27 protein-coding genes and 1 tRNA gene are annotated in these 25,576 nt (G+C 70.7%); 13 read left to right on the top strand and 15 right to left on the bottom strand.

Annotation, left to right across the window (positions count from 1 at the left end; translation table 11 throughout):
• Window positions 1–139: 139 nt before the first annotated feature.
• Window positions 140–610, bottom strand: a complete 471-nt coding sequence (locus ACWC97_RS14790) for a RidA family protein (RefSeq protein WP_366299038.1) — start codon at window positions 608–610, stop codon at window positions 140–142.
• Entirely contained in the window at window positions 610–768 is a 159-nt protein-coding gene (locus ACWC97_RS14785) for a DUF4177 domain-containing protein (protein WP_003967454.1), read from the bottom strand. The genes ACWC97_RS14790 and ACWC97_RS14785 overlap by 1 nt, the downstream gene beginning before the upstream one ends.
• Before the next feature lie 72 nt (window positions 769–840).
• On the opposite strand from ACWC97_RS14785, the gene ACWC97_RS14780 reads away from it, so the two are divergent.
• Window positions 841–1,827: an ArsA family ATPase gene (locus ACWC97_RS14780; RefSeq protein WP_450649516.1), complete on the top strand. Its 987-nt coding sequence runs from the start codon at window positions 841–843 to the stop codon at window positions 1,825–1,827.
• Window positions 1,824–3,407 (top strand): ArsA family ATPase, encoded by a 1,584-nt coding sequence (locus ACWC97_RS14775; RefSeq protein ID WP_450649514.1) that lies wholly within the window; start codon window positions 1,824–1,826, stop codon window positions 3,405–3,407. The genes ACWC97_RS14780 and ACWC97_RS14775 overlap by 4 nt, the downstream gene beginning before the upstream one ends.
• A 12-nt stretch (window positions 3,408–3,419) precedes the next feature.
• Here the strand turns inward: ACWC97_RS14775 and ACWC97_RS14770 are convergent, their stop codons facing one another.
• Complete coding sequence (locus ACWC97_RS14770; RefSeq protein ID WP_352275812.1) at window positions 3,420–3,770, bottom strand: WhiB family transcriptional regulator; 351 nt, start codon at window positions 3,768–3,770, stop codon at window positions 3,420–3,422.
• Window positions 3,771–4,156: 386 nt separating this feature from the next.
• On the opposite strand from ACWC97_RS14770, the gene ACWC97_RS14765 reads away from it, so the two are divergent.
• Window positions 4,157–6,397, top strand: a complete 2,241-nt coding sequence (locus ACWC97_RS14765; protein ID WP_385203490.1) for a transglycosylase domain-containing protein — start codon at window positions 4,157–4,159, stop codon at window positions 6,395–6,397.
• A gap of 161 nt (window positions 6,398–6,558) precedes the next feature.
• Here ACWC97_RS14765 and ACWC97_RS14760 read toward each other — a convergent pair whose 3' ends face one another.
• On the bottom strand, window positions 6,559–7,026 hold the full coding sequence (locus tag ACWC97_RS14760; protein WP_450649512.1) for a GatB/YqeY domain-containing protein: 468 nt from the start codon (window positions 7,024–7,026) through the stop codon (window positions 6,559–6,561).
• A gap of 79 nt (window positions 7,027–7,105) precedes the next feature.
• Between ACWC97_RS14760 and ACWC97_RS14755 the strand changes: the two genes are divergently transcribed.
• From ACWC97_RS14755 to ACWC97_RS14740, 4 genes are all read left to right on the top strand, one after another.
• Window positions 7,106–8,044 (top strand): metallophosphoesterase, encoded by a 939-nt coding sequence (locus ACWC97_RS14755; protein ID WP_352275649.1) that lies wholly within the window; start codon window positions 7,106–7,108, stop codon window positions 8,042–8,044.
• Between the two features lie 101 nt (window positions 8,045–8,145).
• Window positions 8,146–8,219, top strand: a tRNA-Pro gene (locus ACWC97_RS14750).
• Between the two features lie 245 nt (window positions 8,220–8,464).
• Window positions 8,465–9,298, top strand: coding sequence for a DUF4365 domain-containing protein (locus tag ACWC97_RS14745; RefSeq protein WP_450649510.1), 834 nt, complete (start codon window positions 8,465–8,467; stop codon window positions 9,296–9,298).
• Entirely contained in the window at window positions 9,295–9,450 is a 156-nt protein-coding gene (locus ACWC97_RS14740; protein WP_450649508.1) for a hypothetical protein, read from the top strand. The genes ACWC97_RS14745 and ACWC97_RS14740 overlap by 4 nt, the downstream gene beginning before the upstream one ends.
• Before the next feature lie 46 nt (window positions 9,451–9,496).
• Here ACWC97_RS14740 and sigJ read toward each other — a convergent pair whose 3' ends face one another.
• Window positions 9,497–10,495 (bottom strand): RNA polymerase sigma factor SigJ, encoded by a 999-nt coding sequence (gene sigJ, locus ACWC97_RS14735; RefSeq protein ID WP_450649507.1) that lies wholly within the window; start codon window positions 10,493–10,495, stop codon window positions 9,497–9,499.
• A gap of 105 nt (window positions 10,496–10,600) precedes the next feature.
• Between sigJ and ACWC97_RS14730 the strand changes: the two genes are divergently transcribed.
• The 3 genes from ACWC97_RS14730 (at window position 10,601) to ACWC97_RS14720 (ending at window position 12,466) form a co-directional block, all read left to right on the top strand.
• A complete protein-coding gene (locus ACWC97_RS14730; protein WP_450649505.1) occupies window positions 10,601–11,023 on the top strand; it encodes a hypothetical protein in 423 nt (140 codons plus the stop codon).
• 108 nt (window positions 11,024–11,131) lie between these two features.
• Window positions 11,132–11,311 (top strand): hypothetical protein, encoded by a 180-nt coding sequence (locus tag ACWC97_RS14725; protein ID WP_352275657.1) that lies wholly within the window; start codon window positions 11,132–11,134, stop codon window positions 11,309–11,311.
• 348 nt (window positions 11,312–11,659) lie between these two features.
• Window positions 11,660–12,466 (top strand): SGNH/GDSL hydrolase family protein, encoded by an 807-nt coding sequence (locus ACWC97_RS14720; RefSeq protein ID WP_352275659.1) that lies wholly within the window; start codon window positions 11,660–11,662, stop codon window positions 12,464–12,466.
• On the opposite strand, the gene ACWC97_RS14715 is transcribed toward ACWC97_RS14720, so the two are convergent.
• Both ACWC97_RS14715 and ACWC97_RS14710 read right to left on the bottom strand, forming a co-directional pair.
• On the bottom strand, window positions 12,436–12,981 hold the full coding sequence (locus ACWC97_RS14715) for a nuclear transport factor 2 family protein (RefSeq protein WP_450649503.1): 546 nt from the start codon (window positions 12,979–12,981) through the stop codon (window positions 12,436–12,438). The genes ACWC97_RS14720 and ACWC97_RS14715 overlap by 31 nt on opposite strands.
• Before the next feature lie 77 nt (window positions 12,982–13,058).
• Complete coding sequence (locus ACWC97_RS14710; protein WP_450649501.1) at window positions 13,059–13,895, bottom strand: class I SAM-dependent methyltransferase; 837 nt, start codon at window positions 13,893–13,895, stop codon at window positions 13,059–13,061.
• A 70-nt stretch (window positions 13,896–13,965) separates the two neighbouring features.
• On the opposite strand from ACWC97_RS14710, the gene ACWC97_RS14705 reads away from it, so the two are divergent.
• Together ACWC97_RS14705 and ACWC97_RS14700 are read left to right on the top strand one after the other, a co-directional pair.
• Window positions 13,966–15,822 carry a S9 family peptidase gene (locus ACWC97_RS14705; protein WP_352275662.1) on the top strand — a complete coding sequence of 619 codons (1,857 nt, stop codon included), beginning with the start codon at window positions 13,966–13,968 and terminating at the stop codon, window positions 15,820–15,822.
• A 98-nt stretch (window positions 15,823–15,920) separates the two neighbouring features.
• Complete coding sequence (locus ACWC97_RS14700; protein WP_450649499.1) at window positions 15,921–16,820, top strand: SURF1 family protein; 900 nt, start codon at window positions 15,921–15,923, stop codon at window positions 16,818–16,820.
• Window positions 16,821–16,957: 137 nt separating this feature from the next.
• Here ACWC97_RS14700 and ACWC97_RS14695 read toward each other — a convergent pair whose 3' ends face one another.
• The 7 genes from ACWC97_RS14695 to ACWC97_RS14665 form a co-directional block, all read right to left on the bottom strand.
• Window positions 16,958–18,280, bottom strand: coding sequence for a hypothetical protein (locus ACWC97_RS14695; RefSeq protein ID WP_450649497.1), 1,323 nt, complete (start codon window positions 18,278–18,280; stop codon window positions 16,958–16,960).
• On the bottom strand, window positions 18,277–18,852 hold the full coding sequence (locus ACWC97_RS14690) for a SigE family RNA polymerase sigma factor (protein ID WP_352275814.1): 576 nt from the start codon (window positions 18,850–18,852) through the stop codon (window positions 18,277–18,279). The genes ACWC97_RS14695 and ACWC97_RS14690 overlap by 4 nt, the downstream gene beginning before the upstream one ends.
• Window positions 18,853–19,219: 367 nt before the next feature.
• Window positions 19,220–20,284, bottom strand: a complete 1,065-nt coding sequence (locus ACWC97_RS14685) for an aspartate-semialdehyde dehydrogenase (protein ID WP_352275668.1) — start codon at window positions 20,282–20,284, stop codon at window positions 19,220–19,222.
• Window positions 20,281–21,552, bottom strand: a complete 1,272-nt coding sequence (locus tag ACWC97_RS14680; protein WP_352275670.1) for an aspartate kinase — start codon at window positions 21,550–21,552, stop codon at window positions 20,281–20,283. The genes ACWC97_RS14685 and ACWC97_RS14680 overlap by 4 nt, the downstream gene beginning before the upstream one ends.
• A 201-nt stretch (window positions 21,553–21,753) precedes the next feature.
• Window positions 21,754–22,413 (bottom strand): DUF5063 domain-containing protein, encoded by a 660-nt coding sequence (locus ACWC97_RS14675; RefSeq protein ID WP_352275673.1) that lies wholly within the window; start codon window positions 22,411–22,413, stop codon window positions 21,754–21,756.
• 159 nt (window positions 22,414–22,572) lie between these two features.
• Window positions 22,573–23,172, bottom strand: coding sequence for a recombination mediator RecR (gene recR, locus ACWC97_RS14670; RefSeq protein WP_124719582.1), 600 nt, complete (start codon window positions 23,170–23,172; stop codon window positions 22,573–22,575).
• Between the two features lie 55 nt (window positions 23,173–23,227).
• Window positions 23,228–23,563: a YbaB/EbfC family nucleoid-associated protein gene (locus tag ACWC97_RS14665; RefSeq protein ID WP_352275815.1), complete on the bottom strand. Its 336-nt coding sequence runs from the start codon at window positions 23,561–23,563 to the stop codon at window positions 23,228–23,230.
• A gap of 348 nt (window positions 23,564–23,911) precedes the next feature.
• On the opposite strand from ACWC97_RS14665, the gene ACWC97_RS14660 reads away from it, so the two are divergent.
• Window positions 23,912–24,760: an SLATT domain-containing protein gene (locus tag ACWC97_RS14660; RefSeq protein ID WP_352275675.1), complete on the top strand. Its 849-nt coding sequence runs from the start codon at window positions 23,912–23,914 to the stop codon at window positions 24,758–24,760.
• Between the two features lie 101 nt (window positions 24,761–24,861).
• Here the strand turns inward: ACWC97_RS14660 and ACWC97_RS14655 are convergent, their stop codons facing one another.
• Window positions 24,862–25,512, bottom strand: a complete 651-nt coding sequence (locus ACWC97_RS14655) for a hypothetical protein (protein ID WP_352275816.1) — start codon at window positions 25,510–25,512, stop codon at window positions 24,862–24,864.
• Between the last annotated feature and the right edge of the window lie 64 nt (window positions 25,513–25,576).

The following is a 25,576-nucleotide window of genomic DNA, read 5'->3' as shown; positions in this document are numbered from 1 at the left end:
CCCTCCCCCGCGCACGGGCGCCAGGGCCGGGTACGCGCGATCCCGCCCGGTCGTCATGACCGGACGGGATCGGAGCACATCGAAGAGACGGATGAGACGGAAGAAACCGAAGAAACAACGGAGAACAGGGGCCTGGGCCTCAGGCTCCGGTCAGCTCGACCTGGATCTCGACCTCGACCGGCGCGTCCAGCGGCAGCACCGCGACGCCCACCGCGCTCCGCGCGTGCACGCCCTTCTCGCCGAGGACCTCGCCCAGCAGCTCGCTGGCACCGTTGATGACGCCCGGCTGCCCGGTGAAGTCGGAGGCCGAGGCGACGAAGCCCACGACCTTCACCACCCGGGCGATCCGGTCCAGGTCGCCCACCACGGACTTCACGGCGGCCAGCGCGTTGAGCGCACAGGTCCGCGCCAGGTCCTTGGCCTCGTCGGCCGTGACCTCCGCACCGACCTTGCCGGTGACCGCGAGCTTGCCCTCCACCATCGGCAGCTGGCCGGAGGTGTACACGTACGCCCCGGACCGCACGGCCGGCTGGTACGAGGCCAGCGGCGGCACGACGTCCGGCAGCGTCAGCCCGAGCTCGGCGAGCCTCGCCTCGACCGCGCCCGCCACTACGCCTTCTCCCGCTTCAGGTAGGCCACGAGCTGCTCGGGGTTGTTCGGGCCGGGAACGACCTGGACCAGCTCCCAGCCGTCCTCGCCCCAGGTGTCCAGAATCTGCTTGGTCGCGTGCACGAGAAGGGGCACGGTCGCGTATTCCCACTTGGTCATGGGCCCGACTGTAATACCTGGCACGCACGGCCTCGTGCGTAGCGTGCGGCACGACTGGTTAGGCTCGAATACGTGAGCAGGTTCCAGGTCGTCAGCGGCAAGGGCGGTACCGGTAAGACCACGGTCGCCGCCGCCCTCGCGCTTGCCCTCGCGACCGAGGGCAAGCGCACTCTCCTCGTGGAGGTCGAGGGCAGGCAGGGCATCGCCCAGCTCTTCGAGACGGAGGCCCTTCCGTACGAGGAGCGCAAGATCGCCGTCGCGCCGGGCGGCGGGGAGGTGTACGCCCTCGCGATCGACGCGGAGCGCGCCCTGCTCGACTACCTCCAGATGTTCTACAAGCTGGGCAGCGCGGGCCGGGCGCTCAAGAAGCTCGGCGCGATCGACTTCGCCACCACGATCGCGCCCGGCGTGCGGGACGTGCTGCTGACCGGCAAGGCCTGCGAGGCCGTACGCCGCAAGGACAAGCAGAACCGGTACGTCTACGACCACGTGATCATGGACGCCCCGCCCACCGGCCGCGTCACCCGCTTCCTCAACGTGAACGACGAGGTGGCCGGGCTGGCCCGGATCGGCCCGATACACAACCAGGCCCAGGCCGTGATGCGGGTGCTGAAGTCCCCCGCGACCGCCGTCCATCTGGTGACGCTGCTGGAGGAGATGCCGGTCCAGGAGACCGCCGACGGCATCGCCGAGCTGCGCGCCGCCGAGCTGCCGGTGGGCCGGGTGATCGTGAACATGGTCCGCCCCCACCTGCTCGACGAGGACACCCTGCGCACCGCCGCGACCGGCCGCCGCAAGGAGATCGCCAAGGCCCTGACCCGCGCCGGGGTGACCGGCTCCGCCGCGCTCGTCCGCCCCCTGGTCGAGCAGGCCGCCGAGCACGCCCAGCGCGTCGGGCTGGAACGCGAACAGCGCGCCGTACTGGCCGAGCTGGGGCTGCCCGGGTACGAACTCCCGCTGATCGGCGAGGGGATGGACCCGGCCGGTCTCTACGAGCTGGCGATCGAGCTCCGCAAACAGGGCGTGGCCGACGAAGCGGCACAGGCGGTGGACGGATGACGCGGCACGAGACCGAGGAGACCGGGGAGGACCAGGAGAGCCAAGTGACGTGTGAGGCCCAGGAGATCGACGTTCCCGCTCCGGCTCCCGCCCTGGACGTCGACGCGCTCCTCGACGACCCGGACATCCGGATCGTCGTCTGCTGCGGCTCCGGCGGCGTCGGCAAGACCACCACCGCCGCGGCCCTCGGCGTACGGGCGGCCGAACGCGGCCGCAAGGTCGTCGTCCTCACCATCGACCCGGCGCGCAGGCTCGCCCAGTCCATGGGCATCGACTCGCTGGACAACGTCCCGCGCCGGGTGCCGGGCCTCAAGGGCGACGACGTGCGTGACGACGCCGGCGCCGAGCCCGGTGACGACACGGGCGTGGCCGGGGCCGGCGGCACCGGGGAGCTCCACGCCATGATGCTCGACATGAAGCGGACCTTCGACGAGATCGTCGAGGCGCACGCGGACCCCGAGCGGGCCCGCGCGATCCTGGAGAACCCCTTCTACCAGTCCCTGTCGGCCGGTTTCGCGGGCACCCAGGAATACATGGCGATGGAGAAGCTCGGGCAGTTGCGTGCGCGCGACGAGTGGGACCTGATCATCGTCGACACCCCTCCGTCGCGCTCCGCGCTGGACTTCCTGGACGCGCCGAAGCGGCTGGGGTCCTTTCTCGACGGGAAGTTCATCAAACTGCTGATGGCCCCGGCGAAGATGGGCGGCCGGGCCGGGATGAAGTTCCTCAACGTCGGCATGTCGATGATGACGGGCACCCTGGGCAAGCTGCTCGGCGGACAGTTCCTGCGCGACGTACAGACCTTCGTCGCGGCGATGGACACCATGTTCGGCGGATTCCGTACCCGCGCCGATGCCACGTACCGGCTGCTCCAGGCGCCGGGTACGGCGTTCCTGGTCGTCGCGACGCCGGAGCGGGACGCGCTGCGCGAGGCGGCGTACTTCGTGGAGCGGCTGGCCGCGGAACGGATGCCGCTGGCCGGGCTGGTGCTCAACCGGGTCCAGGGCAGCGACGCCGCCCGGCTCTCCGCGGAGCAGGCCCTCACCGCCGCGGAAAATCTTTCCGGAATCGGCATTGTGGATCAGACGGCCGGGAAGGCTGGACTTCGTGACCGGGCCGACCGGGCGGCCGACTCCCCCGAAGCCGCCGTCGCGCCCGCTGCCACGTCCGAGTACGCGCACACCGAGAACGCCCAGCACGTCGAGAAGACGGAGAGCGTCGACACCGCGGAGACCGAGAGCGGCGAAAACGACGAGAACGGCGAGAACGGCAACAACGACGGGACCGACGAGCACACGAGAACCACGAGGACCACGAAGCGCGCAGAGAGCACGGAGAGCATCGAGGAGCTGACCGCGGGGCTGCTGCGCCTGCACGCCGAGCGCATGCAGTTGGTCGCGCGGGAACAGCGCACACGTGATCATTTCACCGCGCTGCATCCGGAGGTCGCGGTGGCCCATGTCGCCGCGCTGCCCGGTGACGTGCACGACCTGGAAGGACTCCGGGCCGTGGGTGACAGGCTCTCGACCGGTTCCGCCGATTCCGCTTCGTCCGCTTCCTCGTCGGCCGGAGCCGTGTAGCGCTCGTCCGTACTATCCCACCGCGGCGTACCTCGCGTGCAGTTCGTCGTCGTCCAGCCCGATCGCCACGGGCAGGATGCCCGCCGACTGCTCGTACTCGCTGCGCGCGGTCTCCAGCAAGCGACGCCAGGACGTCACGGTGGGACGTCTGCGCAGCAGTGCGCGGCGCTCCCGCTCAGTCATCCCGCCCCACACGCCGAACTCGACGCGGTTGTCCAGCGCGTCGGCCAGGCACTCGGTCCGCACCGGGCATCCGGTGCACACCGCCTTGGCCCTGTTCTGCGCTGCCCCTTGTACGAACAGTTCATCCGGATCGGTAGTGCGGCAGGCTGCCTGCGCACTCCAGTCGGTTACCCAGCCCATCACGGCGCCGTCCTCTCCCGAATCGAGGCTCCCCCACGGCGACAGCGGCATATTCACCGCTGCCAGTTGAGGACGTTACGGAAGGTGGCGACAGCACAACACCCCCTTCGGGCCCAATCTTGAATGGCCCGAACGGACTATGCGTATACGGCAGATCACCCAGAGGAGTGAGGCGAGGGCATATAAGAAGATCCCCTGCGAACCGGGACACTCCTCCTGGTTCACAACGGGCACTCCATGACACACAAGGCGAATTCGGGTGCGCCTTGGATCGGGACCGGGCCGTGCACGGGGGTTGATGCGGAACCGGGCTGCTGTGACAGTTGGGAGCAGCTTAGGCCAAGGCATATACGTGTGTCCGGCGAATGAGAACGTAGGCTGCCCCCATGCCAAAGAAGCGCTCGGGCGGGGGTCTCTCGACGACCCAGCAGGCCGCCAAGTTCCTCGGTGTCGCCGCCCTCTCCGGAGTCGTCCTCGCGGGCATCGCGCTGCCGGCCGCCGGAGCACTGGGTCTCGCGACCAAGGGGACAGTGGAGGGATTCGACGAGATCCCCTCCAATCTGAAGACTCCGCCGCTGAGCCAGCGCACCACGATCCTGGACAGCAAGGGCGGCCTCATCGCCTCGGTGTACTCGCGCGACCGCACCGTCGTCCCGCTGAAGGACATCTCCCCGTACATGCAGCAGGCGATCATCGCGATCGAGGACGCCCGCTTCTACAAGCACGGGGCCGTCGACCTCAAGGGCATCCTGCGCGCGCTCAACCGCAACGTGCAGTCGGGCGGCACCGCGCAGGGCGCGTCGACGCTGACCCAGCAGTACGTGAAGAACGTCTTCGTCGAGGAGGCGGGCGACGACCCCGACAAGGTCGCGCAGGCCACCCAGCAGACGATGGGCCGCAAGATCCAGGAGTTGAAGTACGCGATCCAGGTCGAGCAGGAGCTGGGCAAGAAGAAGATTCTGGAGAACTACCTCAACATCACCTTCTTCGGGCAGCAGGCCTACGGCATCGAGGCCGCCTCGCAGCGCTACTTCTCCAAGTCCGCGAAGGACCTGACGCTGGAGGAGGCCGCGCTGATGGCCGGCGTGGTGCAGTCGCCGAGCCGGTTCGACCCGGTCAACGACTCGGCCGAGGCGACCAAGCGCCGCAACATGGTGCTCCAGCGCATGGCCGACGTCGGGAACATCTCGCAGGACGCCGCCGACAAGGCGAAGAAGACACCGATCAAGCTGCACATCAAGAAGCCGAAGAACGGCTGCATCACCGCGGTCAGCGGCGCCGGCTTCTTCTGCGACTACGTGCGCCACGTCTTCCTCACCGACCCGGTCTTCGGCAAGACCAAGGAGGACCGGGCCAAGCTCTGGAACCAGGGCGGCCTGACGATCCGGACCACGCTCGACCCGCAGTCCCAGCAGTCGGTGCAGAACTCGATCGCCCAGCACGTCTACAAGACGGACAAGGTCGCGACGGCGGTGACCCTGGTCCAGCCGGGCACCGGCCGGATCATGGGCATGGGCCAGTCCAAGCCGTACGGCTTCGGGAACGACGAGACCCAGTACAACTACTCGGTCAACAAGGACATGGGCGGCTCGAACTACGGCTTCCCGAGCGGCTCGACGTTCAAGCCGTTCGTCGCCGCGGCCGCCATCGAGCGGGGCAGGCCCGCCACCCAGGTCTACTCCTCGCCGTACGAGATGCCCTACCCGTCGGTCCAGACCTGCTCCAAGCCGTACGTGAACACGAGCGGCGAGACGGTGCCGAACGAGGACGAGTCGGAGCGCGGGCCGTACGCGCTGAAGGAGGCGATGGCGAAGTCCGTCAACACCTACTTCATCCAGATGGTGCAGGACATCGGCCTCTGCCCCGTGACGCAGCTGACCGACAAGCTCGGCGTGATCCAGGGCAACGGCGCGAAGCTGCCGCAGACCCCGGCCATCGCGCTCGGCACGGAGGGGATGTCCCCGCTGACGATGGCCAGCGCGTACGCCGCCTTCGCCAACCGCGGCACGTACTGCACACCGGTCGCGGTCCTCTCGGTCACGAAGGCGAACGGCCGCTCGCTCCCGGTGCCCAAGACCTCCTGCTCCCAGGCCATGTCCCCGACGACCGCCGACACGGTGAACACCCTGCTGCGCGGCGTGATCGACTCCGGTACGGGTCAGCAGGCCGGCCTCCAGAACCGCGACAACGCGGGCAAGACCGGTACCACCGACTTCCGTAAGAACGCCTGGTTCGTCGGGTACACGCCGAACATGTCCGGTGCCGTCTGGGTCGGCAGCCCGACCCAGGGCGTCAAGATGGAGAACATCACGATCGGCGGCGTCTTCCAGGCGAAGGTCTACGGCGGCCAGGTCCCCGGACCGATCTGGCGCGACGCCATGACGGGAGCACTGGCGGGCGTGGACGCCCCCGCCTTCAACACGGTGAACATCCCGGACCCGCAGAAGAACGACAAGGACAGGGACAAGAACAAGGACAAGGGCCGCGATCACAACCAGCCCGGAAACGGGGGCGGGAAGCCCGACGACGGAAACCCCTTCCCCGGCATCACCGTCCCGCCCAACATGAACGGCGGCAACAACGGCGGCCACCGCGGCCAGAACAACGGCGGCACGCAGGGCCCCTGAGCGGCCCCGACAGCAGAGCGGGGGGCCTCGCGCGGATACTGGATCCGCGGGAGGCCCCCCGCTCTGTTCTGTTCTGCTCTGTTCCGCCGTGTTCCGTGCCGCGCGCGCGGACCGCTCCGTTCGATGCCGTGCTGCGCGCGCGGGGCGCTGCCCGGCCGGGTTCAGCCCGCGAGGAGCTTCTTCACCGAGGCGGCCACCCGGCCACCGTCCGCACGCCCCGCCACCTTCGGGTTCACGATCTTCATGACGGCGCCCATCGCGCGCGGCCCCTCGGCCCCGGCGGCCCTGGCCTCCTCGACGGCGGCGGCCACGATCGCGCCCAGCTCGTCGTCGCTGAGCTGCTTCGGCAGGTACGCCTCGAGCACCACGCCTTCCGCCTTCTCCCGCTCGGCCTGCTCGGTCCGGCCGCCCTGCGCGAAGGCCTCGGCCGCCTCGCGGCGCTTCTTCGCCTCCTTGGCGATCACCTTCTGCACCTCGTCGTCGGAGAGCTCGCGGGCCGCGGTACCGCTGACCTCCTCCTTCGTGATGGCCGTGAGGGTCAGCCGGAGCGTGGACGAGGTCAGCTCGTCCCGCGCCTTGATGGCCGTGGTGAGGTCTTCCTTGAGCTGCGCCTTGAGCGTGGTGGTCATGTGCTGATTGTGGCAGGTACGGGGCAGCCCGCGCCCGCAGGTTTTCCGCTGGCCGCAGGGTGTCTGCGACGATGGACACATGCGCGCACGCTACGGAGTCCCCCTGAAAGTCACGGCAGTCGGCGCGGCGATCGGCGCGGCCGGTCTCGCCTACGCCGCCGGATTCGAGGCCCGCTCGTTCCGGCTGCGACGGGTCACCATCCCCGTGCTGCCGCACGGGGCACGCCCGTTGCGGGTGCTCCAGGTCTCCGACATCCACATGGTGAGCGGCCAGCGCAAGAAGCGCGCCTGGCTCCAGTCGCTGGCCGGCCTGCGCCCGGACTTCGTCGTGAACACCGGCGACAACCTCTCCGACCCCGAGGCCGTGCCCGAGCTGCTCGACGCGCTCGGCCCCCTGATGGAGTTCCCGGGGGTGTACGTCTTCGGCTCCAACGACTACTACGGCCCGAAGCTGCGCAACCCCGCCCGCTACCTGGTGGAGAAGGCCCGCGGCAAGCACGGCCTCAACGGGAACGCCCCCGCGGTCGGCGTCGTCCACAACCCGTGGGAACCCATGCGCGACGCCTTCGACGAGGCGGGCTGGCTGGGCCTGTCCAACACCCGGGGCCGCCTCAAGATCGACGGCATGGAGCTGGCCTTCACCGGCCTGGACGACCCGCACATCAAGCGCGACCGCTACGCCGAGGTGGCAGGCGGCCCGGAGACCGGCGCCGACCTCTCCATCGGCGTCGTCCACGCCCCGTACCTGCGCTCCCTGGACGCCTTCACCATGGACGGCTACCCGCTGATCCTGGCCGGTCACACCCACGGCGGCCAGCTCTGCATCCCCTTCTACGGCGCCCTGGTCACCAACTGCGACCTGGACACGGACCGGGTCAAGGGCCTCTCCACCCACTCCGTGGACGGTCGCCGCGCCTACCTCCACGTCTCCGCCGGCTGCGGCACCAACCGCTACACCCCGGTCCGCTTCGCCTGCCCCCCGGAGGCGACGCTCCTGACCCTGACGGCCCGGGACTGAACCACCGGCCCCCTTCCCCGCCCCGCTCCACAGAAACCGGATTTCGTCTGCGGGCGCGGGTGGGCTAAAGTAATCGATGTCGCCGGGACACCAGCGACGATCGGGGTGTAGCGCAGCTTGGCAGCGCGCTTCGTTCGGGACGAAGAGGTCGTGGGTTCAAATCCCGCCACCCCGACAGCCAGTAAGACCAGGTCAGGGGCCTGATCCGAGAAATCGGATCAGGCCCCTGAGTGGTTTCCGAGACCTTTCGGGAGCCGTTTGGCACCCCCGCTCGGGCCACGGATCGAGCGAGGGTGCCGCTCCGGCGCCCTGGCCGTCCCACGCCCGCCGCTCTCCACACGAGGCGCCTTCCCTTACCCCGTTGTCAGACCCTGGTGGCACGCTGAAAGCGGACAACCACGGATCGTGAGGGGGCGGGGCATGACGAGGATCCCGAGTGGGCGGAGGGTGGAACAGGCGGCGGTGAACGCCTTGCGGGCGCTGCTGCAGAGCCACGATCACGTCGTGGAGGAGATCTCGGGGCAGAACGACTACGGCGAGGATCTGTACGTCACCTTCGCCCACGCCGGGCGGGTGACCAACGACGTCATCAAGGTCCAGGTGAAGGGCGGCGTCTCGTGGAGACGGTCGTACGGCTACGCGGTGCCGGTGCGGCAGCACGGCGAGACGTGGGCAAACGGCAACGTGCCCGTGTTCTGCGTCGTCTTCGATCCGGACACGGAGCAGTTGTACTGGGCCAACGCCACGAAGCAACTCCGCGTGGGAAGACAGAAGGGCCACCGGCCGCGCACCATCAGACTGTCCGGGTCGTCGGTGCTGGACGACAACACCGTGGCGGACTTCGTGAACGAGGCCCGTGCGTACGTCGGCGGGTACCGGGGACGGAACGCGGTCCTGGCCCACCTGGGAGAGATGGCGGGGGTCGTCTTCGATCGCTCGGACCATGTCCTGCACTGGGTCAACGAGTTCGATGAGCAGCTGATCTTCTGGCAGCGCCCCGGGGAGCCCCATGCCACCCTCCTCCACAGCGACCTCGACTGGAATCCGATACCGATCAGGCCGAGCGGGCTGCTTCTGCCGGGCGCCTGGGCCCAGGGGCTCGATCTCGGCGGGGACTTCCCGGAGGAGCTCCGGCGGAGCATGCCCATCCCGTTCATCAGTGGAGTGATCCTGAACATGCCGGAGGCCCTGTGGCTCGCGTCCTGCTTCTCCTCAACGGAGCGAGCCCGGCGCGGTGTCGGGGTATCGGGATGAGAGAGGTCGGCGCCCAGGCCCTCGCCGATCCCGCCGCCGGGATCGCCTACAGCTACACCCGGAGGCGGTTCTCGTTCGGCGGGGGTGGAGGAGCGCCCGAGAACCACCGGCTGATCGCGGCGGTGGCGGCGTGCGCCCGGAGCGTCGGCTGAAAGTGCGGGCCGTGTCGGGCTCCCTGGACGGGTACGGCCCCTGCTGTCACTCCTCGTTCTTTGTGTCCCCCGCGCCTCCCGTGCCCCCTGCGCCTTCCGTGTCTCCCGCGCGGCCTCCGCCGCCTGTCCAGGGGCGGAGCTTCTCCGGATTGCGGACGGCCCAGATGTGGCTGATGCGATCGCCGGTGAGCTGGAACGCGGCCACGGTCAGCGTGACCCCCGCGTGCTGGGCGACCAGGCCGGGGCGGCCGTTGACCGAGCGTTCCAGGAGTTCCAGCCCCGGGGCCTTGTCGGCGATGTAGATCATGTACTGGGCGATGCGCTCACTGCCCTCGACCGGCCGGAGGACGGCACCGACCAGGCCGCCGCCGTCGGCGGTCAGTGCGGCGTCGGGATCGAGGAGGCCGACCAGGGCCCTGATGTCCTTGGCCTCCCACGCCTCCTTGAAGTGCCGCACCAGCCCGGCCTGATCGGACACCGGAAGGGCCGGAGGCCGTGCCCGTTCGGCCCCGATCCGCCGACGCGCCGAGGAGGCCAGTTGCCGGCAGGCCGCGGGCGTACGGTCCATGATCCCGGCGATCTCCGCGAAGCTGTACCGGAAGACGTCGTGCAGGACGAACGCCACGCGCTCGGCGGGCGTCATCGACTCCAGTACGACGAGAAAGGCCATGTCCACCGACTCGTCCAGGGTGACCTGGTCGGCCGGATCGGCCGCCTCCGCAGCGCCGCCGACCGGCCGCCCGCCGAGCCACTCCATCCGGTCGGGCAGTGGGTCGGGGATCCACGCGCCGACGTACGCCTCGCGCCGGACCCGTGCCGAGCCGAGCACATCCAGGCAGATGCGGCTCGCCACCGTCGTCAGCCAGGCGGCGGGTGATTCGACGGCCTCCCGACGCCGCGGCGACAGCGCGTACCAGCGGGCGTAGGTCTCCTGTACGGCGTCCTCCGCCTCGGCCAGCGAGCCGAGGAGCCGGTAGGCCAGGTTGATCAACCGGCGCCGCTCGCCGTCCATCGCCCCGGGGGCTCTGTCGAACGCCGTACTCATGACCATGTTCGCCCCCCGTTGCCGCCTCACATTCCGTGGGGCTGCTTCGTCGAATCATCGAGAGGTTACTGACCACCGCCGCGAGGCAGAAGAGGGGACCGTGTCATGGCCATACGGGCGACGGAAGTACCGGGTACGGCGGAAGCGGACGCGGGCACGACATCGGGGGGCCTGGTCACCTTTGTGCAGGTCGCGACGGTTCTGCAGACCTTGGCGATCTTCTTCCAGGCGGTGACGGCGGGGCTGCTGCTCGCCACCTCCTACGGTGAGACGCTGCACGGCGTCGGTGCGCGGGTGATGTACGGGGCGTCGATGCTGTACGTACTCGCGGCGGTCCTCCTCTGGCGGCCGGGCGGCGGTTCGCCCCGGTCGATCGTGTACGCGTCCGGTTTTCTCGTACTCGCCTCGGCGCAAGTGGTGCTGGGGATCGCGCATGTCCCCTCGGTCCACGTTCCGCTCGGGGTCCTGATGTTCGGGCTGAGCGTGCTGGTGCTGGCCCAGGCGCTGGTCCGCCGCCCGAGGGCGTGATCCGGAGAGAGCCGCACTCGACAGACACAACCCGGAATGCACCTTTTGTCACCGCGTGCGAGTCTGGTCATGGCCCATCGTCCGAAAGCCGCAACAGGAGGCACGATCGTGGGCAAGAAGCAGACTCGACAGAATCGGGGCGCCCGCACCGGCGGCCACGAACGCAGCTCCACCCCGGAGACCAAGGGGACCCAGGAGCAGGAGCGGCCGACGGCCGCCCAGGAAACGGTGCGCTCGATCTCGGAGCAGGTCTCCCACCGGAAGCAGCGGAGGTTCGGCCACAACTGACCCTCCCACCCCCAGACGATGGCGGAAACGGGTCACGCCCAAAGCTGATCCGCCGGGCAGCCCCCGAACCGCCACCCCAACCGCCCTCCGCGGCGGCACTCCCACCGGGTGCCGCCGCGGAGGGCGGTTTCACGTGGTGAATTCCTGACTCCGCGCGCCTCCGCACCACCCCCGTCCGGGGCTCGGACGGGGGTTTGTCTACGCGCGGAGTTATGACACCCGAACGATCATTCGGGCATATCAGACTAGTTCTTCCCCAGCTATTACCGGCCGGTACTGACAGCTGCTAGAAACGTGGCGCTCGATCAACCCCCCACCCACCCCCCACATTTCGGAGGGCTGACAGCCATGTCAGTACGGAGATTCTGGGCGTCCGCATCCACCCTGGTCCTTGCCGCCGTCGCCGCACTGGGCGTTGCCCAGCCCGCTTCGGCAAGCTCCTCGGCCGCCGCCGGCGGGTACGTCGCCCTCGGCGACTCGTACTCCTCCGGCGTAGGTTCCGGAAGCTATATCTCGGACAGCGGCGACTGCCGCCGCAGCACCAAGGCCTACCCCTACCTCTGGGCCGCCGCCAACTCGCCTTCCTCGTTCGCCTTCGTGGCCTGTTCGGGCGCCACGACCAGCTCGGTGGCCTCCACCCAGCTCGGGTCGCTCAGCTCGTCCACCGGCCTGGTCAGCGTCACCGCGGGCGGGAACGACGTCGGTTTCGCCAGCGTCATGCAGGACTGTGTGCTGTCCGGTGAGACCGCCTGTCTCAGCAGCATCTCCACCGCTGTCTCCCAGATGAACAACTCGCTTCCTTCCGGCCTGAGTTCGCTCTACGCGTCGATCCGTTCGCGGGCGCCGCAGGCCCATGTGGTGGTGCTGGGCTATCCGCGCTTCTACCAGCTGAGCGGCAGCTGCATCGCGGGCCTCACCGAGAAGGAACGGTCCGCCATCAACAACGCCTCGGACGTCCTGAACGGGGTCATCGCCAAGCAGGCCGCCAACGCCGGGTTCACCTTCTCCAGCGTGGTCGACGAGTTCACCGGGCACGAGCTGTGCTCCGGCGACGCGTGGCTGAACAGCGTGACGCTGCCGGTCTACAACTCGTACCACCCCAAGGCCGCCGGTCAGTCCGGCGGCTATCTGCCGGCCTTCCGCTCGGCCGCGTAGGACGCGGGCGACGGAGGTACGGGGCGCGGCGGGCCGCCCGGGTTCTCCCACGGCGGTCCGCCGCGCTCGGACGACTCGGGCGACTCGGACAACTCGCGCGGCTCGGGCCGGAAGCCGGTGATCGCGCTGATCCGCCCCGCCTCGTCGAACACGAAGAAGTGCAGGGCGAGCGACTCCCCCGGGTGCCGGTGCGCCCCGGGCGCACCGGCCTCCGACGCGCCCGGGTCCAGGTCCGGGTCCAGGCCCAGGTCCGTTTCCATCACGAAGCGGGTTCGGACGGCGGCCCGCCGCGCCCCGGCGTCGGTCACCACGGACTCGACGCGCACGCTACGGCCCTCCGGGCACGCGCGGCTGAACCGGAGGTACCGCTCCTTCCCGCGCACGTACTCACGTGTCTGCGGCACCTCGTACAGCACGTCGTCGGCCAGGGTGGCGGCGAGGGCGTCCCAGTCGCGGGCCTCGGCCGCGCTCCAGTACGTCTCCACCGCGGCGCGCAGATCGGCAGTCGTCGTCATGGATCCGAGTGTGGACCCCGGCACTGACAACCGGCCCGGACCAGGGCCTGGGCGCGTCCCGGGATCCTCTCCGGATCTCAGGAAGCGACGGCCCTCGACGCCTTGATGGAGTACATGAGCGGAATGCGCGGCCGGTCGGCGGGGAAGCGGTAGAAGCCGTCGTCCCGCCGCTCCAGCGTGGGGAACCGGGCGAAGAGCGAGACGTCGTGCTCGTGCAGGAACTCGATGCGCAGCCCGGTCGCGGCCAGCGCCGAGACGACCTCGCCGATCGGGTGCGTCCATTCGACGCTGCGGTTGTGGACGGTGGGCGCGTCGAAGTCCGCGTACGTGCCCGGCGTCTCGTCCACCCAGGCGTCGCGGCTGAAGTAGTCGTACGCGATCGTCGTCCCGGTCCCGTCGTCCAGACAGTCCGTCATCGGGTGGAACTCGGCGAGGTAGAGGAAGCCACCCGGTGCCACGAGCGAGGCGGCGGTCTCGGCCCAGCGGACGATGTCGGGCAGCCAGTTGAGCGCGCCGACGCCGGTGTAGACGATGTCGTACGAGGAGTCGGGGACGGCCTGCGCCGCGTCGTAGACGTCGGCCGCGACGAACGCCGCCCGGTCCGGGGAGAACCCCAGCTCGTGGGCGAGGGAGCGCGCGGTCTCGACGGCCGGTTCGGAGAAGTCCAGGCCGACGACCTGCGCGGCGCCGTGCCGGGCCCAGGAGAGGGTGTCGACCCCGATGTGGCACTGGAGGTGCAGGAGCGACCTGCCGGTGACGTCGCCGACCTCGGCGAGTTCGAAATCGCGCAGGGCCTCCTTGCCCGCGCGGAAGGAGGCGAGGTCGTAGAAGTCGCTCCCGGCGTGGATGGGGACCCGCTCGTCCCAGTGTGCGCGGTTCCCCTCGTGCCAGTCGGCGGGGGTCGGTAGATGCATGGTCCGGAGGTTATCCACAGGCTGGGGGCGGGGCGAACGAATTGTCGGCGTCGCCGCGCAGAATGGGGGCATGACTGAGACCACCGGCTCGACCGGACCGACCGGATCGACAACGCCCGCTCCCGCTTCCACGCCGACGTGGGAGCAGCGCTTCCGGGCGCCGCGGGTGTCGCTGCCCGACTGGGCGGAGGACGCCCCCGACCGCGCGCTGTTCGTCTCCAACGCGACGGGCACGTACGAGCTGTACGCGTGGGACCGCGCCACCGGCGAGCAGCGGCAGGTGACCGACCGACCCAACGGCACGACGGACGGGGCGCTGACGCCCGACGGGGAATCGATCTGGTGGTTCGACGACACCGACGGGGACGAGTTCGGGGTGTGGATGCGCCGGCCGTTCCACGGTGGCGGGGCCGACGAGCCGGCGGCGCCCGGTCTCGGGCCCGCGTACCCGGCCGGGCTCGCCATCGGCCGGGACGGCACGGCGGTGATCGGTCGCTCCACCGACGAGGACGGGACGACGGTCCATGTCGTGCGGCCCGGGGAGCCCCCGGTGGAGATCTACCGCCACCGCGAGTCGGCGGGCGTCGGCGACCTCAGCCAGGACGGGACGCTGATCGCCCTGGAGCACACCGAGCACGGCGACGCGATGCACTCCGCGCTGCGGGTGGTCCGGCCGGACGGGTCGACGGTCGCCGAGCTGGACGACACCGAGGGCGGTACGAAGGAGCTGGGGCTGACCGTGCTGGGCTTCGCGCCGGTGGCCGGGGACACCCGGCTGCTGGTCGGGCATCAGCGCCGGGGCCGCTGGGAGCCGATGATCTGGGACCCGACGACGGGCGAGGAGACGGAGCTCTCGATCGGCCTGCCCGGTGACGTGGTCGCCGAGTGGTATCCGGACGCCTCGGCGCTGCTGGTCGTGCACGCCTTCGAGGCCCGCAGCGACCTGTGGCGGTACGTGCCGGGGGCGGAGGGCGGGCCCGTCCGGGTGGAGACGCCCGCCGGTTCGGTGTCGGGGGCCACGGCCCGGCCGGACGGCACGGTGGAGTACCTGTGGTCCTCGGCCGCGCAGCCGCCGGTGATCCGGTCCACCTCGGGGGCGGTGGTGCTCGATCCGCCGGGCCCGAAGGCGCCGGGGTCGGTCCCGGTGGAGGACGTGTGGGTGGACGGGCCCGGCGGCCGGATCCACGCGCTCGTGCAGCGCCCCGCCGCCCCGGCCGAGGGGCCGTTCCCGACGGTGTTCGAGCTGCACGGCGGCCCGACCTGGCACGACAGCGACGCCTTCGCCTCCGGCCCGGCCGCCTGGGTGGACCACGGCTACGCGGTCGTCCGGGTCAACTACCGCGGTTCCACCGGTTACGGCCGGGCGTGGACGGACGCGCTGAAGCACCGGATCGGGCTGATCGAGCTGGAGGACGTCGCGGCGGTCCGGGAGTGGGCGGTGAAGTCCGGCCTCGCGGACCCGGAGCGGCTGGTGCTCTCCGGCGGCTCGTGGGGCGGTTACCTGACCCTGCTCGGCCTCGGTACGCAGCCGGACGTCTGGGCCCTCGGCCTCGCGGCGGTCCCGGTCGCCGACTACGTCACGGCGTACCAGGACGAGATGGAGGACCTGAAGGCGATGGACCGCACGCTGCTGGGCGGTACGCCGGAGGAGGTGCCCGAGCGCTTCGAGGCCTCGTCCCCGCTGACGTACGTCGACGCGGTGCGGGCGCCGGTCTACATCTCGGCGGGCGTCAACGACCCGCGCTGCCCGATCCGCCAGATCGAGAACTACGTGGACCGGCTGAAGGAGCGGGACGCGCCGCACGAGGTGTACCGGTACGACGCGGGGCACGGTTCGCTCGTGGTGGAGGAGCGGATCAAGCAGGTCCGGCTGGAGCTGGACTTCGCCCGGCGCCACCTGGGCGGGGCTGAGGCGCCCGGCGCGTAGGCGGAAGGCGGGAAGTGGAAGGCCGAGGGGCGGGGTGCGCGACGCGTGGGCGGGCACCCCGCTCCGGGCGGGCGGAGGGAGGACCGTACCGTGGAGGGGTGTACCGGTTCCTGCTGACCCCGCGCTGGTGGGGGATCAACCTCTTCGTCGTGCTGGCCATTCCGTTCTGCGTGTTCATGGGCACCTGGCAGCTCGGCCGTTTCGAGGACCGCGTGCAGACGCACGACGCGGCCGAGAAGCAGCCCGCACCGGGCACGAGAGCCGCCGAACCGATCGACCGGCTGCTGCCCGTGAGCACGGTGACCTCGGGCCGCCCCGCCACCGCCACCGGCCGGTACGCCGACCAGTTCCTGGTGCCCGGCCGGGAGCTGGACAAGAAGCCCGGCTTCTACGTCCTGAGCATGCTCCGCACGGACAGCGGCAAGGCGCTGCCGGTGGTACGGGGCTGGCTGCCCGGTGAGCCCGGCCGGACCGCCGTGCCCGCCGCGCCGACCGGCACGGTCACCGTGACCGGCGACCTCCAGGCGTCCGAGACCGCCTCCACCGACGGGGTCGACACGCGGGGCGGGCTCCCCGCCGGCCAGCTCGGCATGATCAGCGCCGCGTCCCTGGTCAACCTCGTCCCGTACGACGTCTACGACGCGTGGGTGACGGTCCAGGACACCGGGGAACCGGGGGCGGCCAAGGCGTCCGGGGCGCTGCGTCCCGTACCGGCGGCGGTGGCGCAGGGCACCGGGCTCGACCTGAAGGCGTTCCAGAACCTCGGCTACACCGGCGAGTGGTTCGTCTTCGCCGGGTTCGTGCTCTTCATGTGGTTCCGGCTGGTCCGCCGCGAGGCCGAGGCGGCACGTGACCAGCAGCTGGGTCTGGTCGCGGAGACCGGACCCGAAGCCGGGGCGGATGCGGAGGCCGGAGCCGAAGCCGGAGCCGATGCCCAGGCGGGCGCGGCCGCCGACCACGGGGACGACAAGGCGGAGGCCCCGTCCCGGACGGCCTGAGGGCCCGTGGGCGGTACGTACGTGCACGGTACGTACGCCGCACGGGTCCCATGCGTACCGCGTGCCGCGTGCGTCGCACGTATCGCGGTGCGCCGCGGGTGCCATGCGTGCCGCGTGCGCTGTGCGGGACGACGGGGTCAGGAGGCCGGGGCCAGTACTCCGGTCCGGTAGATCGTGCCCGAGCAGGCGTTGGAGATCCGCGTCTGTGCGACCGGCGCCCCCGCCTCCGGGATGTGGGTCACGGCGATGCTGCCGTCCTGCGTGCCGCCGCTGCCGTCCTCGCTGCCCAGCTGCGCGACGGTGGCCGCGTTCCCGTCGCCGCTGCCCGCTCCGGCCGCGGCGCCGCCCGCCCCGCCCGTGTCGTCGCTCGGCGTCGGGCTAGGCGAGGCTCCGGTGGACGGGCAGGTGTCCTTGGGCACCCAGGCGAACTTCACCTCGTACGCCATCGACGGCTTCAGCAGCACCATCCGCTGCTCCTGAGAGGGGTCGGGCAGCCCGGACGCGGCGTCACCGGCGGTGTGCTGGACGACCGCGATCCTGGACGGGTCGGCCGCGCCGATGGCCTGGAAGCCCACACTGCCGCTCGCGCTGACCGAGCACTCCGTGCCGGAGACGTTGGCGATCCGGAAGGTGCCGTAGACCGTCCCGTCGGGGCCGGCCGCGCCGGTTTCGGCCGAGGCGACGCCGAGTTGCCCCGCGTCGCAGCTCGGCAGGGAGTCGGCCGAGGCTCCGTGCGGGTCGGCGGTGCCGCCGGACAGCCCCCCGCCTCCGTCGGAACCGTTGGTGTCCGCAGGGCCGTCGGCGCTCGCGGGCCGGTCCGGGTCGCCGTCGCCCTGGCCGTCGGTGGACCCGTTGGTGTTCTTCCCGCCGGCCTGTGCGCCGCGGTCCGTTCCGTTGCCGCCCTGCGCCTGCTCGCCGTGTCCGGCCATCGCGGTCTTGGCGGTGCTGGACCCGTCCGAGTTCGCGACGTGCACGAGGGCGGGTACGGCGGTGCCGATGAGCAGCGCCGCCGCGGCCATACCGACGACGGCCTGCCGCCGCTTGGCCCGCCGGGCGGGAACCGCGCGCTTGAGGTGGTCGAGCGTGCCGTCGACGGGCTTCAGGTCCTTGACGGCGCCGTGCATCAGGTCGCGCAGCACGTCCCCGTCGAAGGCGCGCCCGCCGCCGTCACCGTCCGGGGCTTCGCCCGGGGAGTCGTCGGGGGCGTCGTGCGGCCCCGCTCCGAAGAGCCCTCGCAGGTCCCGTACGTTCCGCAGGTCGCGCAGGTCCTTCAGCGCCCGCGGATCACTCAGGTCACCCAACTCGTCCGGACCGGCCGGCTCATCGGGACCGGCCAGTTCGTCGGGGCCGACCGGCTCGTTCCGGTCCTCGGCGCCGGCGGGGCGGGGAGCCTCGCTCCCGTTCCCGTTCCCACGTTCCTGTTCGTGCTCGGGACCGTTTCCGTTCGTACGGCGGCTCATGCCTGCGCCTCCATCACGACCCGCAGCGCGGCGATCCCGCGTGATCCGTACGCCTTGACCGAACCCAGGGATATCCCGAGCGTCTCGGCGACCTGAGCCTCCGTCATGTCCGCGAAGTAGCGCAGTACCAGCACCTCCCGCTGGCGCCGCTGCAGCCCCCGCATCGCCTTGATCAGCGCGTCCCGCTCCAGCTGGTCGTACGCCCCCTCCTCCGCGCTCGCCATGTCCGGCATGGGCTTGGAGAGCAGCTTCAGCCCGAGGATGCGGCGGCGCAGCGCGGAGCGGGAGAGGTTGACGACGGTCTGGCGCAGATACGCGAGCGTCTTCTCCGGGTCGCGCACCCGGTTGCGCGCCGAGTGCACCCGGATGAACGCCTCCTGCACCACGTCCTCGCAGGAGGCCGTGTCGTCCAGGAGCAGGGCGGCGAGGCCCAGCAGCGACCGGTAGTGGGCCCGGTAGGTCTCGGTGAGGTGATCGACCGTCGTTCCGGCGGCCACGCCCTCCTCAACGCCCCCGCGTTGCGCGGGCAACCTGGTGGAGCGGGCTGCGGGCATGGGCGCGATCACCGGCATGCCGCCGGGCGCGCGGGGCCGCCGGAGCGGGCGCACCGAAGCGCCGCGCAACGGGCCCACCACTGTGATGTCGAGAACCTCTGCCACGCCAGTTGGACACATTTCCCCCCGTCAGGGTTGTACGCGCGCGGCACCGCGTTCCCCGCCGTGCGACATGCCCTCATACGTACCTGCTCTTCCCCGAAGACCCCGGATGCCCCGAATGCGCGCCCCGCCGCGCCAGGGGTGACGACAGAGACGCACCTCTCCGGGCCAGTGGTTGCAGCAGGCCGGAAATCATCGTCGGATACCGCGACACCCCAGCTCAAGAGGTTGAGAGTTTCAACTTACTCACAGAGCGTTCACAGACCGTACAAAAGTGGTCCGTTCAGGACCGGGGGAACTCGGCGGCCACCGATTCGGCGATCTGTGCCACGTTCAACGCGGCCCCCTTGCGGAGGTTGTCGCCGCAGACGAACAGCTCCAGGGCGCGCGGATCATCCATCGACCTGCGCACTCTTCCGACCCAGGTCGGGTCGGTGCCGACGACGTCGGACGGTGTCGGGAAGTCGCCCGCCGCCGGGTTGTCGTACAGCACGACGCCCGGTGCCGTCGCCAGGATCTCGTGGGCCCGGTCGACCGCGATCTCGTTCTCGAACCTGGCGTGGACGGACATCGAGTGCGTCGCGACGACGGGTACGTACACGCAGGTGGCCGAGATGCGCAGCTCCGGCAGGTCGAGGATCTTGCGGCACTCCTCGCGGATCGCCAGTTCCTCCGACGACCAGCCGTCCCCGGCCTCCGTTCCGGCCCAGGGCACCACGTTGAGCGCGACGGGCGCGGCGAAGGGGCCGGCCTCCGCGTCGCCCAGGACCCGGCGCACGTCGCCCGGCTTGGTGCCCAGCTCCGTACCGGCGACCAGCGACAGCTGCTCGCGCAGTGCCGCGACGCCGTCCCGGCCGGCCCCGCTCACCGCCTGGTAGGAGGAGACGACCAGTTCCCGCACCCCGAACTCGGCGTGCAGCGCGCCGACCGCGACGATCAGCGCGAGCGTGGTGCAGTTCGGGCTCGCGACGATGCCGCGCGGCCGGATCCGTGCGGCATGGGGGTTGATCTCGGGGACGACCAGCGGGACGTCCGGGTCCAGCCGGAAGGCGGCGGAGTCGTCGACGACGACCGCGCCCTTGGTGGCGGCGATCGGTGCCCACCGCGCGGAGACCTCGTCGGGGACCAGGAACAGTGCCACGTCGACCCCGTCGAAGACGGATTCGGTGAGTTCGAGGACCTCGCTCTCCTCGCCGCGCACGACCAGCTTGCGGCCGGCCGAGCGCGACGAGGCGACCAGTCTCACCTCGCCCCAGACGTCCGCGTGCTGCGAGAGGATCTGGAGCATGACGCCGCCGATCGCCCCGGTCGCGCCGACGACCGCGAGCGAGGGGCGGCGGGCGGTCATCGGCCGGTGCCTCCGTAGACGACGGCCTCGTCGGAGTCGCTGTCGAGGCCGAAGGCGGTGTGCACGGCGCGGACGGCCTCGTTGACGTCGTCGGCGCGGGTGACGACCGAGATGCGGATCTCGGAGGTCGAGATCAGCTCGATGTTGACCCCGGCGTCCGACAGCGCCTCGAAGAAGCCCGCGGTGACCCCCGGGTTGGTCTTCATACCGGCGCCGACCAGCGAGATCTTCGCGATCTGGTCGTCGTAGCGCAGCGAGGCGAAACCGATGCCGTCGCGGTTGCGCTCCAGGGCGTCGATGGCCTTGCGGCCCTCGGCCTTGGGCAGGGTGAACGAGATGTCGGTCAGCCCGGTCGACGCGGCGGAGACGTTCTGCACCACCATGTCGATGTTGATCTCCGCGTTCGCGATCGTGCGGAAGATCGAGGCGGCCTCGCCCGGCTTGTCCGGCACTCCGACGACGGTGATCTTGGCCTCGGAGACGTCATGGGCGACTCCGGAGATGATCGCGTGCTCCACCTTCTGGTCCCCTTGCGGCTCGTTGCTGACCCAGGTGCCGCGCAGTCCGGAGAAGGACGAGCGGACGTGGATCGGGATGTTGTAGCGGCGTGCGTACTCGACGCACCGGTGCAGCAGCACCTTGGAGCCGGACGCGGCCAGCTCCAGCATGTCCTCGAAGGAGATCCAGTCGATCTTCCGGGCCTTCTTGACGACCCGGGGGTCGGCGGTGAAGACGCCGTCCACGTCGGTGTAGATCTCGCAGACCTCGGCGTCCAGCGCGGCCGCGAGGGCGACGGCGGTGGTGTCGGACCCGCCGCGTCCGAGGGTGGTGATGTCCTTCTTGTCCTGGGACACGCCCTGGAACCCCGCGACGATCGCGATGTTCCCCTCGTTCAGCGCCGTACGGATCCGGCCCGGCGTCACATCGATGATGCGCGCTTTGTTGTGGACCGAGTCGGTGATGACGCCTGCCTGGCTGCCCGTGAACGACTGGGCCTCGTGGCCCAGGTTTTTGATCGCCATCGCCAGCAGGGCCATGGAGATCCGCTCTCCGGCGGTCAGCAGCATGTCGAACTCGCGCCCCGCAGGGATCGGGGAGACCTGCTCCGCGAGATCGATCAACTCGTCCGTCGTGTCGCCCATCGCGGACACCACGACAACCACCTGGTTGCCGTTCTTCTTGGCATCGACGATTCGCTTGGCGACGCGCTTGATGCCCTCGGCATCGGCTACGGAGGAGCCTCCGTACTTCTGCACGACAAGGCCCACGTGCGCTCCTCGCTCAGTCCATTACTGCGGTCGACTCAGTCTAACGAGCGGTCCGAAAACGCCCCGTTGATACCACATGGTGAGATGTTTCGCTCACCAATCGATCACCGACGCTCCGCACCGGGCCAACCGCACCGGCCACATCGGCCGCACGATCCGCACCCCGACCGCACGCGGACGCGAGCAGCAGGAACAGCTCCGCTACTGCACCGGGCGCAGGCCCAGCGGGCCCGCGATCTCCTCGGCCATGACGCGGCCCGCCTCCTCGGCCAGCTCGTCGTCGATGGTCTCCGAGTCGGTGTCCAGACCGTCCAGCTCCTGGAGGGGCTGGTTGAGGCGGATGTGGGCGATCAGGGACTGGAGGGCGCGCAGGGTGGCGGAGGCGGTGGAGCCCCAGTTGGAGAAGTAGGAGAACTGCCACCACCACAGGGCCTCGGTGGTGCGGTCCTCCTCGTAGTGGGCCAGGCCGTGGCGCAGGTCGGTCACCAGGTCGGCCAGGCCGTCCGAGATCCGGGCGGGGACCGGGGCCTTGCGGGGCTCGTACGGGTCGAAGACCTCGGAGTAGACGTCGATCGGCTCCAGCAGGACGGCGAACCGCTCGCGCAGCCCGTCCGCGTCCGGCTCCGCGCCCAGGTCCGGCTCGTAGCGCTCGTCGGGGACGATGTCCTCGTACGCGCCGAGCCTGCCGCCCGCCAGCAGGAGCTGGGACACCTGGAGCAGCAGGACGGGAACGGCTTCCTCGGGCTCCTCGACCCTGGACACCTCGGTGACCGCGACGATGAACGTCTTGATCTGGTCGGCGATCTGGACGGCGAAGTCGTCCGGGTCCTGCGTGACGGAGTTCAGCGTGGCGTCGGACATCGAGGGGACCTCCCGCGGAGCACGGTCGCAAACGGTGAGTAGAACATAGCGCCGCCGAACCTAAAGCTGCCGTGAGTCGCGGCACCGGTCGGGTAAACGGCCGCCGGAAGAACACCGAAGGACGCATCGCCTCCGGCTCCGGCACCCGCACCGGCGGTGTCAGACATCGAGCAGGCGCCTCCCCTCGAAGGCACGGCCCAGGGTCACCTCGTCCGCGTACTCCAGGTCGCCGCCGACCGGCAGACCGCTGGCCAGCCTCGTGACCCGCAGGCCCATGGGCTTGACCATCCGGGCGAGGTACGTCGCGGTGGCCTCGCCCTCCAGGTTGGGGTCGGTGGCCAGGATCAGCTCCGTGATCGACCCGTCGGCGAGGCGGGCCAGCAGCTCGCGGATACGCAGATCGTCCGGGCCGACGCCCTCGATCGGGCTGATCGCACCGCCCAGTACGTGATAACGGCCGCGGAATTCGCGGGTCCGCTCGATCGCGACGACGTCCTTCGGCTCCTCGACCACGCAGATCACCGACGGGTCGCGGCGTGTGTCCCGGCAGATGTTGCACTGCTCCTGCTGCGCGACGTTGCCGCAGACCGAGCAGAACCGCACCTTGTCCTTGACCTCCAGGAGCGCGTGGGCGAGCCGGCGCACGTCGGTCGGCTCGGCCTGGAGGATGTGGAAGGCGATCCGCTGCGCGCTCTTGGGACCGACGCCGGGCAGCCTGCCCAGCTCGTCGATGAGGTCCTGAACCACGCCTTCGTACAACGGGAACGCCTTCCTTTCCTACCTGCGTCGTCTGGTTTCTCGGTGGGCGCGGGGCTCAGAAGGGGAGGCCGGGCATGCCGCCCAGGCCCTGGGCCAGCGGGCCCAGCTTCTGCTGCTGGAGCGCCTGCGCGTTCTCGTTCGCCGCCTGGACCGCGGCGACGACGAGGTCCGCCAGCGTCTCGGTGTCCTCGGGGTCGACCGCCTTCGGGTCGATCACCAGGTTGCGGAGCTCGCCGGAGCCGGTGACGGTGGCCTTCACGAGACCGCCGCCCGCCTGGCCGTCGACCTCGGTCCTGGCCAGTTCCTCCTGGGCCGCGGCGAGGTCCTGCTGCATCTTCTGGGCCTGCTGCAGCAACTGCTGCATGTTGGGCTGCCCGCCACCGGGGATCACGGTCACTCCTGGCAATTCGACGACAAAAAGCTTCGGTATGCCGAGCCTACGTGCTCCCCGGACAACGCGCCCCACTCACTCACGGGCAACTCTTTCGGGTGAGTTTCAGGCGGCCCTTGCCGCGCTCGTATACCTGATCACAGGACCGGCGCAACCGGTAATCACGCGTTTTCTCCCCCATGGCCCACCGTTCGGCGATAGGAAGGGCATACACATCAGGACACCCAGGCACATCGGCCGTCACTCAATGTCACCGTCACGGTACTGTCGGCCACGCCGGAAAGCAGTGCGCACCCACCCCGTCTCGCCCATCGCCATGTCAGGCGTCGCTACGCAGAGGAGTACCCGGTGAGCCAGCCGGAGATGCAGCCCGAGGGGCCGCCCCGCAACGAGCCCGGTCCGGGCTCCGGCTCACGAGGCCGGGACGACCGGGGGCGGGACGATCGAGGCCGGGACGATGACGATCGGGGACGGGACGACCGGGGGCGGGCGGTTCGGGGACGCCGGGGGCGGGGCGGGGACCTGACCGTCGCACCGTTCCCGCTCGGCGACTGGGGCGAGCCCTCCGACCGTCTCGACGAGGTCTACCGCTGGGTCGAGGCCGACGCGCTGCGCACCGCCACGTGGTACCTGGGCGACCGGGTGCGCAAGCGCCGGGCGGCCAGGACGCTGCGGATGGGCACCGCGCTCGGGGCGGTGGCGGGCGCCGCGCTGCCGCTGCTCGATCTGACCGGGGCACTGCGCGGGGTGGCGGGCTGGGGCTATCTGTCGCTGTTGCTGGGCGCCGCGTGCATGGCCTGCGACCGGTACTTCGGGCTCACCTCGGGCTGGATAAGGAATCTCGCCACCGCCCAGGCCGTGCAACGGCGGCTCCAGGTACTCCAGTTCGACTGGGCGTCGGAGTGCGTACGGGAGATGCTCGGGCCGACCGAGGGGACGGCCAGCGAGGCGGCGGAGCGGTGCCTGGGGGTGCTGCGGCGGTTCTCGGAGGACGTCGCGGAGCTGGTGCGTACGGAGACGGCGGACTGGATGGTGGAGTTCCGGGCCGGGCCCGCGCCGATGGGGATGCAGGCCCTGTCGTCGAACGCCGGGAGCACCGCGCGTCCGGACCCGGGGACGCTGTCCGGGCGGTTCCCGCTGCAGACGCTGGCCCGGCCGAACATGCCGCGCCAGCGCCCGCCGGAGTCCCCCCGCTGACACTGCCGGAGTCCCCCGTTGAGACCCCCGGGGCCCTCGCTGACACTGCCGGAGTCCCCCGCAGAGCCCCTGAGGCCTCTCCGGCCCCCAGGTCCCGGGGCCTACCCGAAGACGATCATCGATCCCTGGGCCAGGCTCCGGGTCGCCGCCGCGTGCAGCCCGAGCCAGACGTGCCGCTCGCGGGCGAACGGGCCGTCGTCGTACGGCGTCGACGCGGACGGCTCCTCCAGGGAGGTAGGCGCGGCGGGCGGCAACGGCGCGGCCGGCGGGTTCGCCGGGTCGATACCGATGGCCGGGGCGACGAACTCCAGCTCCCGCAGCAGCCCGTGCGAGGAGCCGAGCGGGCCGCCGCCCTCCAGCAGGTCGTCGGCGGCGAGCGGGGTGGCGAAGTCCAGCGGGACGTACGCCCCGGCGTGGTCGTAGTGCCAGACCAGGTGGGACTGGCGGGCCGCCTCCTCGAACATCTCCAGCAACTGCTCGTAGTCGCTGCCGAGTTCACCGACCGGGGTGACGGCCAGTCCGCTGAGCTGGAGCAGGTGGGCGCGGCGCAGGCAGTGCAGCGCGTCGTAGTCGAAGCCCGCGACGGGGGCCACTTCGCCGGTCAGGCCCGGCATGTAGGCGTACACCGGGACGGACGGCAGTCCGGCCTCGCCCAACGCCTTGTCGTAGGCGGCGATCTCTTCGGCGAACGGGTTGTCGGGGCTGTGGCACAGCACATCGACGAGGGGGACCAGCCACAGGTCACAGGCCACGAGGTCTCGCTCTCCCACGGGTGCGCATCGGAATGTTCGGGGTGGTCGGGACAGCGTAATGCGG

The sequence above is a fragment of the Streptomyces sp. NPDC001108 genome (assembly GCF_053598535.1).
The sequence above is the reverse complement of the archived record's forward strand: the minus strand, read 5'-3'. Positions and strand labels throughout refer to the sequence as shown.

What these genes read in the sequence shown, in the direction of transcription:
- ACWC97_RS14760 (WP_450649512.1), bottom strand. Translation starts at nt 7,026, where the DNA reads ATGACCACCACGCTCAAGGCGCAGCTCAAGGAAGACCTCACCACGGCC.
- ACWC97_RS14675 (WP_352275673.1), bottom strand. Translation starts at nt 22,413, where the DNA reads ATGTCCGACGCCACGCTGAACTCCGTCACGCAGGACCCGGACGACTTC.
- ACWC97_RS14755 (WP_352275649.1), top strand. Translation starts at nt 7,106, where the DNA reads ATGCGCGCACGCTACGGAGTCCCCCTGAAAGTCACGGCAGTCGGCGCG.
- ACWC97_RS14705 (WP_352275662.1), top strand. Translation starts at nt 13,966, where the DNA reads ATGACTGAGACCACCGGCTCGACCGGACCGACCGGATCGACAACGCCC.
- ACWC97_RS14690 (WP_352275814.1), bottom strand. Translation starts at nt 18,852, where the DNA reads ATGCCGGTGATCGCGCCCATGCCCGCAGCCCGCTCCACCAGGTTGCCC.
- ACWC97_RS14785 (WP_003967454.1), bottom strand. Translation starts at nt 768, where the DNA reads ATGACCAAGTGGGAATACGCGACCGTGCCCCTTCTCGTGCACGCGACC.
- ACWC97_RS14730 (WP_450649505.1), top strand. Translation starts at nt 10,601, where the DNA reads ATGGCCATACGGGCGACGGAAGTACCGGGTACGGCGGAAGCGGACGCG.
- ACWC97_RS14765 (WP_385203490.1), top strand. Translation starts at nt 4,157, where the DNA reads ATGCCAAAGAAGCGCTCGGGCGGGGGTCTCTCGACGACCCAGCAGGCC.
- ACWC97_RS14695 (WP_450649497.1), bottom strand. Translation starts at nt 18,280, where the DNA reads ATGAGCCGCCGTACGAACGGAAACGGTCCCGAGCACGAACAGGAACGT.
- ACWC97_RS14685 (WP_352275668.1), bottom strand. Translation starts at nt 20,284, where the DNA reads ATGACCGCCCGCCGCCCCTCGCTCGCGGTCGTCGGCGCGACCGGGGCG.
- ACWC97_RS14740 (WP_450649508.1), top strand. Translation starts at nt 9,295, where the DNA reads ATGAGAGAGGTCGGCGCCCAGGCCCTCGCCGATCCCGCCGCCGGGATC.
- ACWC97_RS14720 (WP_352275659.1), top strand. Translation starts at nt 11,660, where the DNA reads ATGTCAGTACGGAGATTCTGGGCGTCCGCATCCACCCTGGTCCTTGCC.
- ACWC97_RS14745 (WP_450649510.1), top strand. Translation starts at nt 8,465, where the DNA reads ATGACGAGGATCCCGAGTGGGCGGAGGGTGGAACAGGCGGCGGTGAAC.
- ACWC97_RS14710 (WP_450649501.1), bottom strand. Translation starts at nt 13,895, where the DNA reads ATGCATCTACCGACCCCCGCCGACTGGCACGAGGGGAACCGCGCACAC.
- sigJ (WP_450649507.1), bottom strand. Translation starts at nt 10,495, where the DNA reads ATGAGTACGGCGTTCGACAGAGCCCCCGGGGCGATGGACGGCGAGCGG.
- ACWC97_RS14715 (WP_450649503.1), bottom strand. Translation starts at nt 12,981, where the DNA reads ATGACGACGACTGCCGATCTGCGCGCCGCGGTGGAGACGTACTGGAGC.
- ACWC97_RS14775 (WP_450649514.1), top strand. Translation starts at nt 1,824, where the DNA reads ATGACGCGGCACGAGACCGAGGAGACCGGGGAGGACCAGGAGAGCCAA.
- ACWC97_RS14770 (WP_352275812.1), bottom strand. Translation starts at nt 3,770, where the DNA reads ATGGGCTGGGTAACCGACTGGAGTGCGCAGGCAGCCTGCCGCACTACC.